This is a genomic window from Rhodococcus sp. NPDC056506 (assembly GCF_042794945.1).
In the GTDB taxonomy this organism is placed as follows: Bacteria; Actinomycetota; Actinomycetes; order Mycobacteriales; family Mycobacteriaceae; genus Rhodococcus_F.
Window position 1 is genome coordinate 193489 of sequence record NZ_JBHTSW010000005.1, and the last position, 15607, is coordinate 209095.

General features: G+C 64.4%; 16 protein-coding genes. 5 read left to right on the forward strand and 11 right to left on the reverse strand.

Annotated features, from left to right (window positions below):
• Window positions 1-15: 15 nt before the first annotated feature.
• The 3 genes from ACFQ6H_RS07530 to menD form a co-directional block, all read right to left on the reverse strand.
• Window positions 16-1161, reverse strand: coding sequence for a glycosyltransferase family 4 protein (locus ACFQ6H_RS07530; protein WP_378645093.1), 1146 nt, complete (start codon window positions 1159-1161; stop codon window positions 16-18).
• Between the two features lie 68 nt (window positions 1162-1229).
• Window positions 1230-1673: a DUF3592 domain-containing protein gene (locus ACFQ6H_RS07535; RefSeq protein ID WP_378638307.1), complete on the reverse strand. Its 444-nt coding sequence runs from the start codon at window positions 1671-1673 to the stop codon at window positions 1230-1232.
• A complete protein-coding gene (gene menD / locus ACFQ6H_RS07540) occupies window positions 1670-3283 on the reverse strand; it encodes a 2-succinyl-5-enolpyruvyl-6-hydroxy-3-cyclohexene-1-carboxylic-acid synthase (RefSeq protein WP_378447173.1) in 1614 nt (537 codons plus the stop codon). Before menD ends, ACFQ6H_RS07535 begins: the two co-directional genes overlap by 4 nt.
• A 68-nt stretch (window positions 3284-3351) precedes the next feature.
• Between menD and ACFQ6H_RS07545 the strand changes: the two genes are divergently transcribed.
• Both ACFQ6H_RS07545 and ACFQ6H_RS07550 read left to right on the forward strand, forming a co-directional pair.
• Window positions 3352-3954 carry a flavin reductase family protein gene (locus tag ACFQ6H_RS07545; RefSeq protein ID WP_378645096.1) on the forward strand — a complete coding sequence of 201 codons (603 nt, stop codon included), beginning with the start codon at window positions 3352-3354 and terminating at the stop codon, window positions 3952-3954.
• Window positions 3955-4012: 58 nt separating this feature from the next.
• Complete coding sequence (locus ACFQ6H_RS07550; RefSeq protein ID WP_378645099.1) at window positions 4013-4840, forward strand: siderophore-interacting protein; 828 nt, start codon at window positions 4013-4015, stop codon at window positions 4838-4840.
• 66 nt (window positions 4841-4906) lie between these two features.
• Here ACFQ6H_RS07550 and ACFQ6H_RS07555 read toward each other — a convergent pair whose 3' ends face one another.
• From ACFQ6H_RS07555 to ACFQ6H_RS07565, 3 genes are read right to left on the reverse strand one after another with little or no spacing between them, the layout of a single operon-like run.
• On the reverse strand, window positions 4907-5353 hold the full coding sequence (locus ACFQ6H_RS07555) for a DUF6918 family protein (protein WP_378447170.1): 447 nt from the start codon (window positions 5351-5353) through the stop codon (window positions 4907-4909).
• Window positions 5354-5401: 48 nt separating this feature from the next.
• Window positions 5402-6397: an o-succinylbenzoate synthase gene (locus ACFQ6H_RS07560; RefSeq protein ID WP_378645102.1), complete on the reverse strand. Its 996-nt coding sequence runs from the start codon at window positions 6395-6397 to the stop codon at window positions 5402-5404.
• A 1-nt stretch (window position 6398) separates the two neighbouring features.
• Window positions 6399-7043: a PaaI family thioesterase gene (locus ACFQ6H_RS07565; RefSeq protein ID WP_378447168.1), complete on the reverse strand. Its 645-nt coding sequence runs from the start codon at window positions 7041-7043 to the stop codon at window positions 6399-6401.
• A gap of 83 nt (window positions 7044-7126) precedes the next feature.
• Here ACFQ6H_RS07565 and ACFQ6H_RS07570 point away from each other — a divergent pair, with 83 nt between their 5' ends.
• On the forward strand, window positions 7127-8020 hold the full coding sequence (locus ACFQ6H_RS07570) for a 1,4-dihydroxy-2-naphthoyl-CoA synthase (RefSeq protein ID WP_378537616.1): 894 nt from the start codon (window positions 7127-7129) through the stop codon (window positions 8018-8020).
• A 29-nt stretch (window positions 8021-8049) separates the two neighbouring features.
• Complete coding sequence (locus ACFQ6H_RS07575; RefSeq protein ID WP_378537614.1) at window positions 8050-8439, forward strand: VOC family protein; 390 nt, start codon at window positions 8050-8052, stop codon at window positions 8437-8439.
• 80 nt (window positions 8440-8519) lie between these two features.
• On the opposite strand, the gene ACFQ6H_RS07580 is transcribed toward ACFQ6H_RS07575, so the two are convergent.
• From ACFQ6H_RS07580 to ACFQ6H_RS07600, 5 genes are read right to left on the reverse strand one after another with little or no spacing between them, the layout of a single operon-like run.
• On the reverse strand, window positions 8520-8879 hold the full coding sequence (locus ACFQ6H_RS07580) for a hypothetical protein (RefSeq protein WP_003942018.1): 360 nt from the start codon (window positions 8877-8879) through the stop codon (window positions 8520-8522).
• A 2-nt stretch (window positions 8880-8881) separates the two neighbouring features.
• Window positions 8882-9640 carry an ABC transporter ATP-binding protein gene (locus tag ACFQ6H_RS07585; protein ID WP_378645105.1) on the reverse strand — a complete coding sequence of 253 codons (759 nt, stop codon included), beginning with the start codon at window positions 9638-9640 and terminating at the stop codon, window positions 8882-8884.
• On the reverse strand, window positions 9637-10380 hold the full coding sequence (locus ACFQ6H_RS07590) for an ABC transporter ATP-binding protein (RefSeq protein ID WP_050656716.1): 744 nt from the start codon (window positions 10378-10380) through the stop codon (window positions 9637-9639). The genes ACFQ6H_RS07585 and ACFQ6H_RS07590 overlap by 4 nt, the downstream gene beginning before the upstream one ends.
• The gene (locus ACFQ6H_RS07595; RefSeq protein ID WP_378537610.1) at window positions 10373-12631 is read right to left on the reverse strand and encodes an ABC transporter permease; all 2259 of its coding nucleotides are present in this window, start codon (window positions 12629-12631) and stop codon (window positions 10373-10375) included. Before ACFQ6H_RS07595 ends, ACFQ6H_RS07590 begins: the two co-directional genes overlap by 8 nt.
• 60 nt (window positions 12632-12691) lie before the next feature.
• Window positions 12692-14116, reverse strand: a complete 1425-nt coding sequence (locus tag ACFQ6H_RS07600) for an ABC transporter substrate-binding protein (protein WP_378645108.1) — start codon at window positions 14114-14116, stop codon at window positions 12692-12694.
• A gap of 284 nt (window positions 14117-14400) precedes the next feature.
• On the opposite strand from ACFQ6H_RS07600, the gene ACFQ6H_RS07605 reads away from it, so the two are divergent.
• Complete coding sequence (locus tag ACFQ6H_RS07605; protein ID WP_378447164.1) at window positions 14401-15600, forward strand: anion permease; 1200 nt, start codon at window positions 14401-14403, stop codon at window positions 15598-15600.
• The last annotated feature ends 7 nt before the right edge of the window (window positions 15601-15607 follow it).

The following is a 15607-nucleotide window of genomic DNA, read 5'->3' on the forward strand; positions in this document are numbered from 1 at the left end:
GGGCAGCGAGGGCGTTCAGGCTGCTCTGGCACCCGTTCGCCGCCCGAGGCCCTGCACGTCCTCGTAGTGACGGAGCAACTCTTCGCAGATGGCCGGCCAGGTGCGGTGCAGCACCGAGCGCCTCGCTGCGGAGCCGAACTGCACTCGCAGATCACGCTGGCGAAGTGCGTCGACGGCGCTGGGCAGGAGTTCGGTGAACCTGTCCGCCGGCAGGAGGTAGCCGTTACGGCAATGCGAGATCAGGTCACGGGGGCCACCGGCGTCCGGTCCGACGACGGGCACACCGCTCGCGAGCGCTTCCTGAACCGCCTGGCAGAAGGTCTCGTGCTCGCCGGGGTGAACGAACACGTCCAGGCTGGCGTAAGCGTCAGCAAGCGCGGTACCGCCGAGTTGTCCGGTGAAGATCGCGTCCGGCATCAGTCGCTGCAGATTCTGGCGGTCCGGGCCGTCTCCGACGACGACGATCTGCACACTGGGATCGCCGGCCAGCGCCGCCAATCGTTCGACGTGCTTTTCGGGCGCGAGGCGACCGACGAAGCCGACCACCAACCTGTCGTTGTCACCGATCCAGGACTGGCGCAAAGCCGAGCTACGACGCGAAGGCGCGAATCGCTGTGCGTCGACGCCGCGGGCCCACCGGTGGACACGCGGAATGCCGTGCTCTTCGAGGGCGTCGACTGCCGACGTGGAGGGCGCGAGGGTCCTGTTGCAGCTCTTGTGGATGCGACGGGTCCACGCCCACGCGGCGCGACTGGTGACGCCCAGCCCGTAGCTTTCGGCGAATCCAGCGACATCGGTCTGGTAAACCGCGACGGTGGGGATTCCGAGGCGTTTGGCGACGGCGACTCCCCCGGCACCGAGCAGGAACGGTGACGCCAGATGTACGACGTCGGGCGCGAAGGTCCGCACGGCCGTCGTCAGACGTGGTTGTGGCAGGCCGACGGGGAGTGAACTGACTTTGGGCACCATGACGGCGGGCACCCGAACCACCTGAACACCTTCGTGTTCGGTGGCGGCAGAGGTGTCGGATCCGACAGTGTCCGGCGCAATGACCATGGCGTCGTGGCCAGTGCGATCGAGGTGTTCGAGCACGCGCAGTACCGAGTTGGTGACGCCGTTCATGTTGGGCAGGAATGACTCCGCAACGATGGCTACTCTCACACCGAGAACGGTGACAGGGCCAGGAAAAGTCCACGTCATGTTCGTGTGAAGTTCGGGCGAAGCGCGAACTAACTCGAGGCGACCGGCGCCGAACCCGCTGCCTGTGCTTCCCGCTTGCGCAGGTACCAGATCGACGGTCCTGCCAGAAGCCACGTCACGACGATCACGGATCCGGCCGGGATCAGCGCCACCGTCGCGTTGCGTCCGGCTACCCTGACCAAATCGGGGTCCGTCTTGTAGTACTCCACCTCGATACGTTGTCCCACAGTCAGATTGGTGGGGTAGAGCACACCGAGTTCGGGGTTGTGATTCGCGCCGTCCGGTGTCACGAAGCTGATCGCCGACCGAAGCGAACCCGCCGAGAGCACCTCGGCAGTTGCGGTCCCCATGTTCGATTCGATGGTCCGATCGTTGCGCCAGGCCCCGAGGACGAGGATGACCGCGAGCACCGAAATGCCGACGGCAACCACCAGCACGCCGATGCGGAAGCGACGCAGAACTGTTTGCGTCACAGCTGTGCCCGCACGGAAGCGTGGAGTTCGCGCAGCCCACTGCGATCTGTCGCGACCTCGAGAACACGGATCCCGTTGGCTGGTTGCGCCAGCGTCGTGGCCAGGGCGTCGACGGTGACAGCTGCGTGTGGCACGCGGTACGCCGCACAGAGCGCGGCCAGGTCCATGCCGTGCGGAGTTCCGAAGACTCGCTCGAAGACTCCCGCGTACTGCGGGTCGCCTTGTTCGAGGAGCTCGAAGATGCCGCCGCCGTCGTCGTTGGCGACGACGATGGTGAGGTCGCTCGGCCTCGGCTCACCGGTCCCGATCAGCAGTCCGGAAGCGTCGTGCAGGAATGTCAGGTCGCCCATGAGGGCGACGGTCCGGCCACCCTCGTACGCCAACGCGGCCCCGACCGCCGCCGAGACGGTGCCGTCGATACCTGCGACACCGCGGTTGGACAGCACCCGCACAGCGGGCTTGGGGTAGCTCACGAGGGCCGCGTCGCGAACGGGGTTGGATGCGCCGAGCAGAAGCTGGTCACCGTCCACCAACGCATCCATCACGGCCGCTGCGACGTGCAGGCCGGTGGCCTTGGGGTGGGCGTCGAGTTGCTTACGCACGGCAGTTTCGGCGTGTTCGGTCAGCGCGGCGCACCGAGCGATCCACGCGGGATCTGGCGTTCCGGTGACCACTGCCCTGGTACCGGTGGCGAGTACGTTGCCGGACACGTCGGGCCAGCGCGGCCCGGTTGTCAGCGCGTAGACGTCGACGCTCGGGTCGGCCAACACCTTCGAGACCTGGCGATGCAGCGTCGGGCGGCCGGTGATGATCGCCTGCTTGGGCTTGAGTTGCGAGAGAGCGAGTGGATGCAGCGCGATCCCGTGCATCGGAGCCGTCGGCTCGGCCACCGTCGGCAGGCCGGCCAGCTCGGGTCGAAGTGCACTGCCGTGTCCGGAGATGACCACCGTGTCCGCGGTGAGGTCCAGATCGACCGGAACGTCGAGCGTCGCGTTCTGCGTGGTGGTCCAGGCCGCACCGCCGGGACGGCCCTCCGGAACCGGTCCCTGCACGTGCACGTCCGGCACCAGCGGCTCACGCAGCGGGATGTCGAAATGCACGGGGCCCGCGTTTCCGGATCGGGTTCCGCGGGCAGCGGCGAGCACACGGCAGACTGCCGAGCGCCACTGGCTGTTCTGCGTCGAATCGTCTTCGGCCAGGCCCAGGCTGATGGTTGCGCGGACCTGACTGCCGAAGAGCCCGAGCTGTTCGACGGTCTGGTTGGCGCCGGTGCCGAGCATCTCGTACGGCCGGTTCGCGCTCAGGACGACGAGCGGCACTCGCGCGTAGTTGGCCTCGAGGACAGCGGGTCCGAGGTTGGCGACGGCGGTCCCGGAGGTCATCACGATGGGGACCGGTCGTTTCCCGGCGATTGCCAGTCCGAGTGCCAGAAAGCCTGCAGTCCGCTCGTCGATCCGCATGTGCAGACGCAACCGGCCGTCGAGGTCGGCAGCCTGTAGGGCAAATGCGAGGGGCGCGTTGCGAGAGCCTGGACACAGCACGACTTCACGCACGCCACCACGAACCAGTTCGTCGACGACGGCTGTGGCTTGTGCAGTGGACGGATTCACGCCTTCAAGAGTGTCAGATGTTCGGGCGCAAGCATGCCCAGGGGCGGGGACAGCGGCATTATGTGTGGGTGCGCACACTCTTCGATCCAGCCGAGCTCGAACCCCGCCGGTTCTACCAGTTACTCACCGCTTCGGTGGTCCCCCGGCCGATCGCGTGGGTGTCCACGGTGTCGGCCGACGGCGTCGGCAATCTGGCTCCGTACAGCTTCTTCACCGTGGCCAGTTCGGCGCCGCCGATCGTGCAGTTCACGTCGGTCGGGCGCAAGGACAGTCTGCGCAACATCGAAGCGACCGGCGAATTCGTCGTCAATCTCGCGACGGCTCCGCTCGCGGACGTCGTGAACGCCAGTTCGGCTTTCTACGACGCCGATGCCGACGAATTTCTCGAGCTCGGTATCGCGAGTGAGCCGAGTGAGCGGGTTCGACCGGTCCGGGTCGCCGACTCCCCGATCGCCATCGAATGCACGCTCCACCAGGTCATCGAGGTCGGTAATTCGTTTGTCGTGATGGGAAACGTGGTCGCGGTCGCTGTGCGTCCCGAGGCCGTGGCCGACGACGGGCTACCGGACTTCGCGGCGATAGCGCCGATGAGTCGACTGGGCCGAGCGCAGTGGGGCCTTCCGCCCGAAGTCGTCGAAAAGGACAGACCCACCACTCCACAGCGACGCTAAATCAGGTTAGGGTTACCTGATTAGGTACGAGTAACAGATAATCAGGGAGCAACCAGTCATGGCCAAGCGCGCCAAGTTCGTGAAACCAGCCTCACGCAGCATCGTGTCGGCGCAGGTCGTGGCGAACAAGCGAATCAGCCCCAGCTTCATCCGAGTGACCATTGCGGGCGAGGAACTGTCCACCATCGCACCGATGGGTGCCGATCAGTGGTTCCGCATGTTCATCCCGCAACTCGGTCAGAGTGAACTCCGGTTGCCGAGCGCGGCCAGCAATCTCTGGTACGCGCAGTATCTGTTGATGTCCAAGGACACGCGACCTGTCGTGCGCAACTACACGATTCGCGCCTATCGCGCGGCCGGATCAGGCCTCTTCGGCGAGACCACGGAGATCGACATCGACTTCGCTTACCACGGGGACATCGGCCCGGCATCCGCGTGGGCGGACACCGCGTCGGCCGGCGACAAGGTCGCCCTCCTGGACGAGGGGTGCATCTACAACCCCACTCCCGAGGCCACGTGGCAACTGCTCGTCGGCGACGAGAGTGCGCTTCCCGCGATCATCGGCATTCTGGAAACCGCGCCCGCAGATCTGCGTGCCGAAGTCTTCGTCGAGATTCCGAACATCGAAGACAAGCAAGACATTCCGGAGCTGGCGAACGTCAACGTGCATTGGCTCGTTCGCGAGGACGAACACGCAACGCCGGGTGTTCTTACCCTCGAGACCGTCCGCGATGCCAAACTGCCCGAGGGGCCGTCGTACACGTTTGTCGCCGGCGAACAGGCGCTTACCACCGGGCTGCGTCGGCACCTGGTGAACGACCGGAAGTTCGCCAAAACCGACATCACCTTCACCGGCTTCTGGCGCCACGGCCATTCGGCTCACTGACAAACGCATCGAAAACGACGAGCGGCCCGGGAGAAACTCCCGGGCCGCTCGTTGTTTTATGTTCGCTTAGGCAGCGTGCTTCTGGATCAGCTCGCCCAAACGGGGCAGAGCTGCAGTCACATGCTTCTTGGCCGAACCGCGCAGCTTCGAGTACATCGACTTGACGACGGCCTTGTCGCTGCCGTCGATACGCTCGTCCGTCACCTCGAGGAGGGAATCGGCAACCGCGTCACCGCGGGCGCTGATGAAATCGGCGAAGCTGCCTTCACCGGAAGCCGAGAAGTCCTGCCAGTACGGCTCGAGCTTTGCCACGAAAGCCGGCAGAAGCGCGGTGACAGCGTCCGGCACGATGGACGGGCTCACCTTCTTGACCGCGCCGTAGCCACCCTTGAGAGCCAGCCCTGAGGCCCCCGACTTATCCGAAACCTCTGCGTCGATCAAGGTCTGCACGTCCGCGACGACCGCGGGAACCCGTGATTCCTCGAGCAGGGTTTCGTTCAGAGCTGCAACCACTTTCGATCCCTTCATTCTTCACTGATGTTCATCAGGTCGGGCCCGAGACTATACGAAATTCGGCAGGTCCTTACCGCCGAGTATCCGATGGCAGCGCCGAGCACGATCCAGCCACCAGTCGCGCCGGTCCGCAGGCGCGGCCAGCGTCTCGAGTAGAACGGGGTCGGGCTCGACCGCGCCAACGGACAAAGCGCCGTCGACGGCTGCCCCGGTGACCGCGACATCCCGGACGAACAGGCCGCCGGTGCCGAGGCCGCAGGCAAACGGAAGCGAAGGCAAGGCTGCCGCGGCAGCCAGCCCCGCTGACATCCCCACAGCCGTGTCCAGCGCACTCGAGACCACTACCGGCACCCCGTAGTCCGCCAGCTGCGCCGACAGCGCCACCACAGCACGCATTCCGCCCAGCGGCGGCACCTTTACGACGGCTACGTCCGCTCCCCCGGCTCGTACGACGCGCAGCGGGTCCTCGGCACGGCGAATGCTCTCGTCGGCAGCGATCCGCACACCGGTCCCCGCGGCGCGAACCCTGACCAGTTCCTCGACGCTGGCACACGGCTGCTCGGCGTATTCGAGGTCACCGTCCTCGGTGATCGCACGCAAAGCAGTGATCGCCTCGTCCACACTCCAACCGCCGTTGGCGTCGACGCGCACGTTCGGGATGTGCCGACGCACCTCGTTCACCCGTGCGACGTCCTGTGCCAGAGACTGCCCCTTCTCGGCGACCTTGACCTTGGCGGTCCGGGCCCCGGGGAAGCGCTCCAACAATTCCGGAACGCCAGACGCGTCGATCGCCGGCACGGTCGCGTTGACGGGAACTGCGTCACGAAGCGCCGGCGGCGGACCCAGCCACGCCGCTTCGATACCCGCGAGCAGCCACTGCGATGCCTCTTCGTCGTCGTACTCGACGAACGGGGCGAATTCTCCCCACCCGGCCGGGCCGCGAACGAGCAGCGCCTCACGAGTCGTGATGCCGCGAAAGCGAACTCGCATCGGCAGCGCGAGCACCACGGCGTCCGCGATCAGATCGTCGAACGAGGGGAACATGTCAGGGCTGTCCAGGAAGCAGTTCGATCATGAGCGCCTCACCGTCGGCGAGGAGCTTGCCGTCGAGATCGGTCAGGCGCGCACTGACGAAAGTCTTGCGACCCTCGACCCGATCCACCTGCCCCTCGATCACCAGTTGTTGATTGAGCGGAGTGATCGCGCGGTAATTGATGTGGAGGTAGCCGGTGCGGGAGATCGGACGGCCACCCGCGTGGACCGTCATCCCGAAGACGTCGTCGAAAAGCAGGGGCAATACGCCGCCGTGAGCGGCACCGTTGCCGCCCAGGTGGTAGCGACGGAAGACACCGGTACTGCGGACCCCTTCGGTGTCGAACTTCTCGACCATCCACGGAAGCATGAGGAGGCTGCCGCGACCGGGCAGTTGAATGTTGGAACCCGCGGGCGACTTGCCTTCCGGGACCTCGTACGGCGTCAACCGATCGGCAAGCTCCTCAGCCTGTGTAGCGATGTCTGCGAGTACGTCGTCGGGCACGTTGGTCGAGACCGCAAGGTCCTGCAACCTGCGCATTGCCTCGACGAAGCGGCCGAAGTCCGGACCTGCGGGAGTGTGCCGGAACCGCGGAAATCCGCCCCGGTTCTCACCGTCTGTGACGATCTCCGTGCCGTCTGCGGTTTGTTCGCTCATGACCTGCACGTTAGCGCGCCCGGGAACGTGTTCTACCTCAGGTATCCGTTAGACGCGCGAGGCGTGCCTCTATCGTGGCTCAGGTGACCTTCAACCCGCAGCTCTGGCGCCCTGTCCCCGGATTCGAGAACCTCACCGACATCACCTACCACCGGCACGTCAGCCAAGGCACCGTTCGCGTTGCCTTCGACCGACCGGAAGTACGTAATGCGTTCCGCCCGCACACCGTCGACGAGTTGTACCGGGCCCTCGATCACGCCCGCATGACCTCCGACGTGGGAGCGGTGCTGCTTACCGGCAACGGACCGAGCGAGAAGGACGGCGGCTGGGCGTTCTGCTCGGGCGGCGACCAGCGCATCCGTGGCCGCAACGGCTACCAGTATGCCGAAGGTGAAACAGCGGACACCGTCGACAAGGCACGCGCGGGACGCCTGCACATCCTCGAGGTTCAGCGCCTGATCCGCTTCATGCCGAAGGTAGTCATCTGCCTGGTCAACGGCTGGGCTGCGGGCGGCGGCCACAGCCTGCACGTGGTGTGCGACCTGACGCTCGCGAGCCGCGAGCATGCTCGCTTCAAGCAGACCGACGCCGACGTCGGAAGCTTCGACGGCGGCTATGGCAGCGCCTACCTGGCAAAGATGGTGGGCCAGAAGTTCGCCCGCGAGATCTTCTTCCTGGGTGAGACGTACACCGCCGAGGAAATGCATCAGATGGGCGCCGTCAACAAGGTTGTCGACCACGCGGAACTCGAGAACGTCGCGATCGACTGGGCCGGCAAGATCAACGGTAAGTCGCCGCAGGCGCAGCGGATGCTCAAGTACGCGTTCAACCTGCAGGACGACGGGTTGGTCGGTCAGCAGTTGTTCGCCGGTGAGGCAACACGTTTGGCGTACATGACCGACGAGGCCGTCGAGGGTCGCGACTCGTTCCTCGAGAAGCGCGATCCCGATTGGTCACCATATCCCTGGTACTTCTGAGACAGTAGGTGTGAGACGGGAGGCCGGACGTGGAGATTCTGAGTAGCCGTACGATATTGCGCCCGAGCGAGTACGAACGGACGCTGAGCTTCTACCGAGACACCCTCGGTCTGGCGATCGCTCGTGAATATCCAGGCGGCACAGTCTTCTTCGCCGGCCAAGGGCTGATCGAAGTCGCCGCACACGGCGGCACCGGCGAGGGTGGGTTTCGCGGCGCGATCTGGCTGCAGGTCCGTGACCTCACTGCCGCTCAGACCGAACTGGTTCTCGCCGGGGTCAAGATCGCGCGCGAGGCAAGACAGGAACCGTGGGGTCTACACGAGATGTGGATTGCCGACCCGGACGGGACACCGATCGTGATGGTGCAGATCCCGGAGAACCATCCCATCCGACGCGATTCCCGGCCACCGTCCGCGTAGTCGAGACACAGCTGTAGCCGAGCAGTGACAGATGCCCGCCACGACTTTCGTGGCGGGCATCTTTCGGTTCTTCCCAGGGATCAGTTGCGCGTGCTCAACGCCTGCGAGATCTGATCGGTCTGGGCCTGACCTTCGAGCAGTTGGCGAACCAACCACAGCCGCAGCACCTTTGCCACCGATGCGGCCAGGAAGAGCGCAGCGCCGACCACCGTCAGGGCGAGGAAAACCACGGTGAGGATCTGGTACGACACCAGATCACGCAGGTCCGAGAGCGTCAGCGAGGAGATGTAGACGACGAAGGCGCCGACCACTCCGACGACCATGAGCACCAGGCCGGCGATGCGAGTCGCCGCGTCGCCGCCTGCCTGCTTCTTGTCCAGCTTCAACTCTGCGATGTTCTTCTTGAATTCCTCACGGCGATCTTCGGCGAGAGTAGTCATCGTCATCCTCCTAGATAACTGGTAGAAAGTTCGTTTTCGATGTCGTGCGGATCGCCGGTTTTCACGACGCGTCCCTGCAACATCAGTGCGGCCGAGGTCGCGATGGGCAGCACCGCTCGCGCGAACTGCTCGGCAACCAGAATGGAAATGCCCTCGGCTGCAAGCGAGCCGACGACGTCGTACATCTGCGAGACGATTCGAGGTGCAAGACCCATCGACAGCTCGTCGAGCAGGAGCACCGTCGGGTGAGTGCCGAGTGCCCGCGACAGCGCCAGCATCTGTTGCTCCCCACCGGACATCGATCCCGCCAACTGTCCACGCCGCTCCCCCAGGATCGGGAACCTGCCGTACGCAACCTCTTCGAGTTCGGCCAACCCGACGCCCGTTCCCGTGGCGATCCACAGGTTCTCGCGCACAGTGAGGTTCGCGAAGATCCCGCGTCCCTCGGGGATGGAGCAGACCCCCAGCCGCGCCAACTCCGAAGGTTCGACGCCGTTGACGACCTCGCCCGCGAGCCGGAACTCGCCGCGGGTGACGGGAAGGACGCCCGAGCAGATCTTGAGCGTCGACGTCTTGCCGCCGCCGTTGGGCCCGAGCAACGCCACCACGGCGCCCGGTTCGAGAATCAGATCCACCCCGTGCAGAACCTCGATGGATCCGTAACCGGCGCGGACACCGGACAGTTCGAGCAACGGTTCGGAGTAATCGGGACTGCGTATACCCTCGCCAATTTTCGCCTCGCCAATTTTCGCTGAAGTCATACCGCCTCCTCCTCGGTCCCGATGTAGGCTGCGATCACTTCCGGATCCGTCCGGATCTTCTCCGGATCACCCGAGGCAAGGACGGCGCCGTAGTCGAGCACGTGAATGGTCGAGCACACCTTCATCACCAGCGGAATGTCGTGCTCCACCAGACAGATTCCGAGTCCACCTGCAGCCAGTTCGGTGAGCATCTCGGCAAAGACCTCGGTTTCCTGCTCGGTCTGACCCGAGGCCGGTTCGTCGAGCAGAAGCACTCGCGGGTCGGTCATGAGGGCTCGTGCAACTTCGACGACGCGAGCACGTCCGGTGGGGATGTCCGCGACGTCCTTGTCCGCGACATCCGTGAGCCCAGTCAGCTCCAGCAGGCGATCGGTCTCGCCGTCCACGTCGATCTTGTTGCGGCCGTTCGCCTTGTGGATGTCTCCCGCGACGCGCAGGTTGTCACGCACCGACAGCGAGACGAACAGTTCGAGCCGCTGGAAGGTACGTGCCAGCCCCCGACCCGCACGCTTGTGCGGCGGCAGCTTCGTCACGTCGACGCCACCGAGGAACACCTGACCGGACGTGGGTTTCTGCAGCCCCGTGATGGTGTTGAAAAGCGTCGTCTTACCGGCACCGTTCGGTCCGATGAGTCCCGTCACCGTGCCGGGTTGCACGGTGAGCGAAACGTCCTTGACCGCGACGTGTCCACCGAAACGAACGCTCACACCGCGTGTTTCGAGAAGTGGTGCATCAGACATGAGCGGTCAACTCCTTCGGCGAGCCGCCCTGGTACTGAGGAATCCCCAGTTCGCGGTCGATCTCGTCACGGATCTCGGGGCTGTACGGAACGACGATCCCGACGTCCTCGGGAACGATTGTCGACTTGGCGGCCAGTTCTTCCGGAGTGAGAACCGCACTGGGCATGACCATCTCTCCGATCACCGGCAGCATGAACACCACGGCAATCGTGATGGACGCGAACCACCAGTTGCCGAGCACGCCAGTCAGGGCAAGGACGTACGTCAGCAGAACAACTGCGGCGCCGCCGATCAGAACCGGCCTGGCGTCGGCAAGTCTTCGGTAGCCCTCGATCACGCTGTGGACCGTTCCGCTGGGGTTCGCGCCGACACCGATACCGATCAGTGCCGGGCTGACGGCCGCGATGTTGCCGAAGAGCAGCCACATTCCCTCCAACTCCGGTTGCGCCGAAGCCAGATTGGTGAACGAGACCATGATGACGGCAAAACCGATTCCGGCCATGAGCCCACCGAACAGGGCACCGGTCACGTATCCGATACCCGCGACGACGGTCAGCATGAGCAGCGAGAGGCTGACCATGATGGCAAAGCTTTCGCCCGAAACGGAGCCCATGGCGCTCGACATCAGAATGCCGCCGAGGCCGGCGATCCCCGAGGAGATCATGAAGACGCTCAGCTTGAGCCGAACCAGGCTCTGCCCGAGCATGGCCGAACCGGCCGGGCTGTCCTTCATCGCAGCGAGTCGGCGCCCGTAGCCGCTGTTACGCAACGCGATGACGCCGACGCCGAGTACCGAGAACAGCGCGGTCACGGTCATCAGGAACACTGTCTCGTTGCTCAGATCGAGCGGGCCGATCTTCAGCGGCGGCAGGGCGATGTTCCCGTCCTTGAACAGCGAGTACTTCATGCCGAACATCTCGTGTTCGGTGGTGTCACGAAGAACCATGTTGGAGAGGAACACTCCGAAGGCCATGGTTGCCAGCGCGAGATACAGCCCTCTCAGCCGCAGCGCCGGCAGGGCAACCAGGCCGCCGATGACTGCGGTGACCAGGACTCCGACGACGATGCCCCACAGGTTGAGGTGCGCGGCCAATCCGGAACCGGAGATCCCGAAGTGGAAGGCCACGATGGTGGCGATAGCGCCGAAAGACACCGGCGCCAAGTTCAATTCACCCGCATAGCCGGTGAGGAGGGTGAGCGAGAGTGCGATGATCGCAAACGTCATTCCGATGGTCAGTGTGGTGACCGCGGACGTCACCATCAGCAGACGGATCAGGTAGACGATGACGATCAGGGCCACGCCCCAGACGACGGCCTTGCGCACGCTCGGCACGTGGTAGCGCTCGCGAGTACGAGTGACCGCACCGCGCAAGCGGTCCTGAGGTAGGACGATGAGTACGACGAACAGCGCGATCATCGGCAGGGAGACACGGAAATTCGACGTCCAACTCCAACTCGTCGGGAAGTACGCCAATACGTACGTACCGGCAAGCCCGAGAACCACGGCGCCGACAAACGTTCGCGGGATGCTGCGCAACCGCCCGAACATGGCCGCGGCAAACGCGTCGATCACCAAGAGCGTCAACATGTTCGCTTCGAGCGTGCCGCCGCTGATCGGGGTGATCAGGATGCCGGCGAGGACGGCGAGCGTCGAACCCATCGCCCACGAGAGTGCCGCGAGGCGCTCCGGATTGTGCCCGTTGAGGCGCAGCAGTTCCGGATCGTCGACGACGCCGCGCATCGCGACGCCGGCGCGGGTGCGCGTGAACAGGATGCGCAGGCCGACCGCGATGGCGATCGCAACGAGGATGCAGATCAACTCGTGGTAGCGAATGCTCGCGCCGAACACCGTGATCTTGGACTGGTCGCCGAAGAACATCTGCATCGTCCGAGCAGTTTCGGGGTGCCAGAACCAGTGCGAGATCGATAGCATTCCGAGCAGGATCGAGACCGTCACAACGATTTTGGTGACCTCGGCGGTATCGCGCAGACCCTTCATGATCAGGACGTAGAGGCCGAGGCCCATCAGTGGCCCGACCAGGACGAGTGAAATCAGCAAGGCGACGACGGTGGGAAGTTCCCAGCCGTAGCGCAACTGCCAGTAGATGAACGCACCGAGCATTGCCTGTGCACCGTGCGCGAAGTTGAAGATGCCTGACGTGTTGTACGTGAGCACCAGCCCGGAGGCGGCGATCGCGTACACCGACCCCAGGACCAGGCCCAGGATCGTGAAAGTGACAAAAGTGTTCATGGCTGAACCCTCGTTAGGGACTCGGGCGGTGGTTGGCGCTCACCGCCCGAGTCAGGAGAATCAGGACTGCGGCTTGATGACGTTCGCGTTCTGGTATTTCGTCGACACGCGGTCGGTGCCGAGTTCGGTTCCCCAGGTGCTCTTGTCGGTCGCGACGAGGTACTTGGGGTCACACTTGAATTCGCCCGCGGTCGACGGGAACGCCTGCGAGTAGGTATTGCCCTTCAGCGCGGTCGTGAGTCCGCAAGTGGCCGGCATGTTCTTGCCGGGATCGGTGGCGGCGTGCAGACCGCCGCCGTCCCACTCGTGAATGCTCGAGAGTTCGTCGACCATGCACTGGCGCGTCAGATCGCTGCCGCACTCGTCCGCGGCGGCCGCCCACAGCAGGAACGACGACGCCGCCTGCATACCGAGGAGCGCGGTCTTGCCGCCCTGCTCGGAGACCAGATCGACGTACTTCTTCACTGCGGGCACCTTGTCCGCGTTCTCGAGCATCTGGAAGGTCATGCCCGCGTTGAGGTTGTCGAGCAGTCCGGTGTCCTTGTTCCAATCGGAGACGGTCGCGCCGTACCAGGTGGCTTCACCGAAGAAGATGGGGTCGATCCCGACCTGGTCGAGGGCCTTGACGAAGTTCAGTTCCGAAGGGCTCGCCGATCGTGACGTCCAGATCCCCTTCGCGCCGCACTCCTTGAACTTCTCGGCAAACGGCACGTAGCTCGATTCACCCTCGTAGTTGAGGGTGACGCCACAATCCTTGAGCTTGAAGCCCGCAGCCTCGGCAATCGAACGAATCTTCGTGGTGGAGCTGATGATCGTGGGCATCGTGCTGTTGACGACGTCGAAGTCGTTGACCAGGTCGGGGTGCATCTCGGCCATCTGGAACCACTGCGAGCCGTTCGCGTAATCGACCGGGAACGGGACACCCTGGAACGTCATCGGTCCGTTGGCTGCGTCGGGCGAGACGGTGAAGCCTGGCACGGACACCAGGTTGCACGCGACACGCGTCTGCTCGGCGGTCTGATCCATCGCGAAGCCGTAGCCGACCATCATGAACTGGCTTGCGCACGCTTCCTGCATGACCGAGTTGGCCTGTGTCATCGCGGCGTCGTAGTCGGTTCCGACGACCTTGCGGCCGTTGATGCCGCCCTGATCGTTGCACCACGAGATGAGCGCGTTCACCGCGTCGCTCATTTCCTTGTTCAGCCCCGGAGACTTCACGTACCCGCGGTCGTCACCGAATCCGATCTTGATCTCGGTGTCGCTGACGCCCTGATCGGTTGCGCCAGTGGCATCGCCTTCGCCACACGGCGAATCGAGGGTGCCGAACTTGGCATCGGAGGTGCTCGACGCGACGTCGGCGCTGACGCCTGATCCGCCGACAGCGACGGCGTAGGGATCGTCACCACGATTCGATGCGCAGGCTGATGCCAGAACGGCGGTCGCGGCGAGTGCCACGATCAGCTTCGTGGACTTGTTGGGCTTCACGGTCGGAGCTCTCCTTCTCACTGACAGACACCGAGATACAGGGGTGAAACCCCTGTTCCGGTGCGCTCGGTGCCCGTAGGTAATCAGCGTTTAAAACGGCCCGAATGTGCCTTCCCGGTGAGTGAGACCAAAAAGTGAGGTCCCACACAGGGCTCGAATTTCGTGGCGCTGAACACATCACGAACGGCAGCGCCGCAGCCCACGCGCGGCGACGTACTCCACGGAGCCGCTGTTCGCATCCCGTTCGCTGTACTTTTACGCGTTCGATACGCACAATTCACGTTGTGACCGCAGAGCTTTTAATCCTCCTGGTGGTAGTTGTCACCGCCCTCGCGTTCGATTTCACGAATGGTTTTCACGACACGGGTAACGCAATGGCCACCTCCATCGCGACCGGTGCACTCAAGCCCAAAGTTGCGGTCACACTTTCCGCGATCCTGAACCTGGTCGGTGCGTTCCTGTCCGTCGAGGTCGCCGCAACCGTGGCCAAAGGCGTCGTCAACCTCGGCGCGGTCAGTGGGCAGGATCTGCTGCTGATCGTGTTCGCCGGTCTTGTCGGCGGAATCATCTGGAATCTGGCGACCTGGCTGCTCGGATTGCCGTCGAGTTCCTCGCACGCACTGTTCGGCGGATTGATCGGCGCCGCAATCGCCTCCATCGGTATGGGCGGCGTCGAGTGGGGTGGAGTCCTGACCAAGGTCGTCGTGCCCGCAATCCTCGCGCCGGTCGTCGCGGCTCTGGTCGCAGGCGTCGGCACCAAGCTCGTGTACCGAATCACCGCATCCGTCAAGGAAGACGAGCGTGAGCGCGGTTTCCGCTACGGCCAGATCGGCACCGCCTCACTGATCTCACTTGCGCACGGCACCAATGACGCCCAGAAGACGATGGGCGTCATCTTTTTGGCCCTGGTCGCTCACGGCACCATCACCGCCGAAACCGAGATGCCGTTCTGGGTGAAGTTCACCTGTGCCGTCGCGATCGCTCTCGGCACCTACCTCGGCGGTTGGCGCATCATCCGCACCCTGGGCAAGGGCCTTGTCGAGATCGCCGCGCCGCAGGGTCTGGCAGCCGAAGCGTCGTCGGCCGCCATCATCCTTACGTCGAGCCATCTCGGACTCCCCCTCTCGACCACCCACGTCGCCACCGGATCCATCCTCGGCACCGGCATCGGCCGTAAGGGCGCGGAGGTCCGCTGGGGCGTCGCAGGCCGAATGGCCGCTGCCTGGCTGATCACGCTGCCGTCGGCCGCTGTCGTCGGCGCTATCTGCTGGGCACTCGCACATCTGGTCGGCGGACTTGCCGGGGTGCTCGTCGTCTTCGCCGCTCTCATCGCGTTCGCGATCTTCATGTACCTGCGTTCGCGTAAGGAACCTGTAGACGCGGCCAACGTCACCGCTGAATGGGACGAGAATCCGGATGCGACGGCTCGAGAGATTCCGGTCGCCGATCCCACTCCGTCCACCGAACCCACTCGCAACTCCTGAAAGGGGC

Bases quoted from the DNA above. Each gene is read 5' to 3' on its own strand.
- ACFQ6H_RS07560 (WP_378645102.1), bottom strand. From the start codon at position 6,397: ATGTTCCCCTCGTTCGACGATCTGATCGCGGACGCCGTGGTGCTCGCG.
- ACFQ6H_RS07595 (WP_378537610.1), bottom strand. From the start codon at position 12,631: ATGAACACTTTTGTCACTTTCACGATCCTGGGCCTGGTCCTGGGGTCG.
- ACFQ6H_RS07550 (WP_378645099.1), top strand. From the start codon at position 4,013: ATGGCCAAGCGCGCCAAGTTCGTGAAACCAGCCTCACGCAGCATCGTG.
- ACFQ6H_RS07565 (WP_378447168.1), bottom strand. From the start codon at position 7,043: ATGAGCGAACAAACCGCAGACGGCACGGAGATCGTCACAGACGGTGAG.
- ACFQ6H_RS07585 (WP_378645105.1), bottom strand. From the start codon at position 9,640: ATGACTTCAGCGAAAATTGGCGAGGCGAAAATTGGCGAGGGTATACGC.
- ACFQ6H_RS07590 (WP_050656716.1), bottom strand. From the start codon at position 10,380: ATGTCTGATGCACCACTTCTCGAAACACGCGGTGTGAGCGTTCGTTTC.
- ACFQ6H_RS07580 (WP_003942018.1), bottom strand. From the start codon at position 8,879: ATGACTACTCTCGCCGAAGATCGCCGTGAGGAATTCAAGAAGAACATC.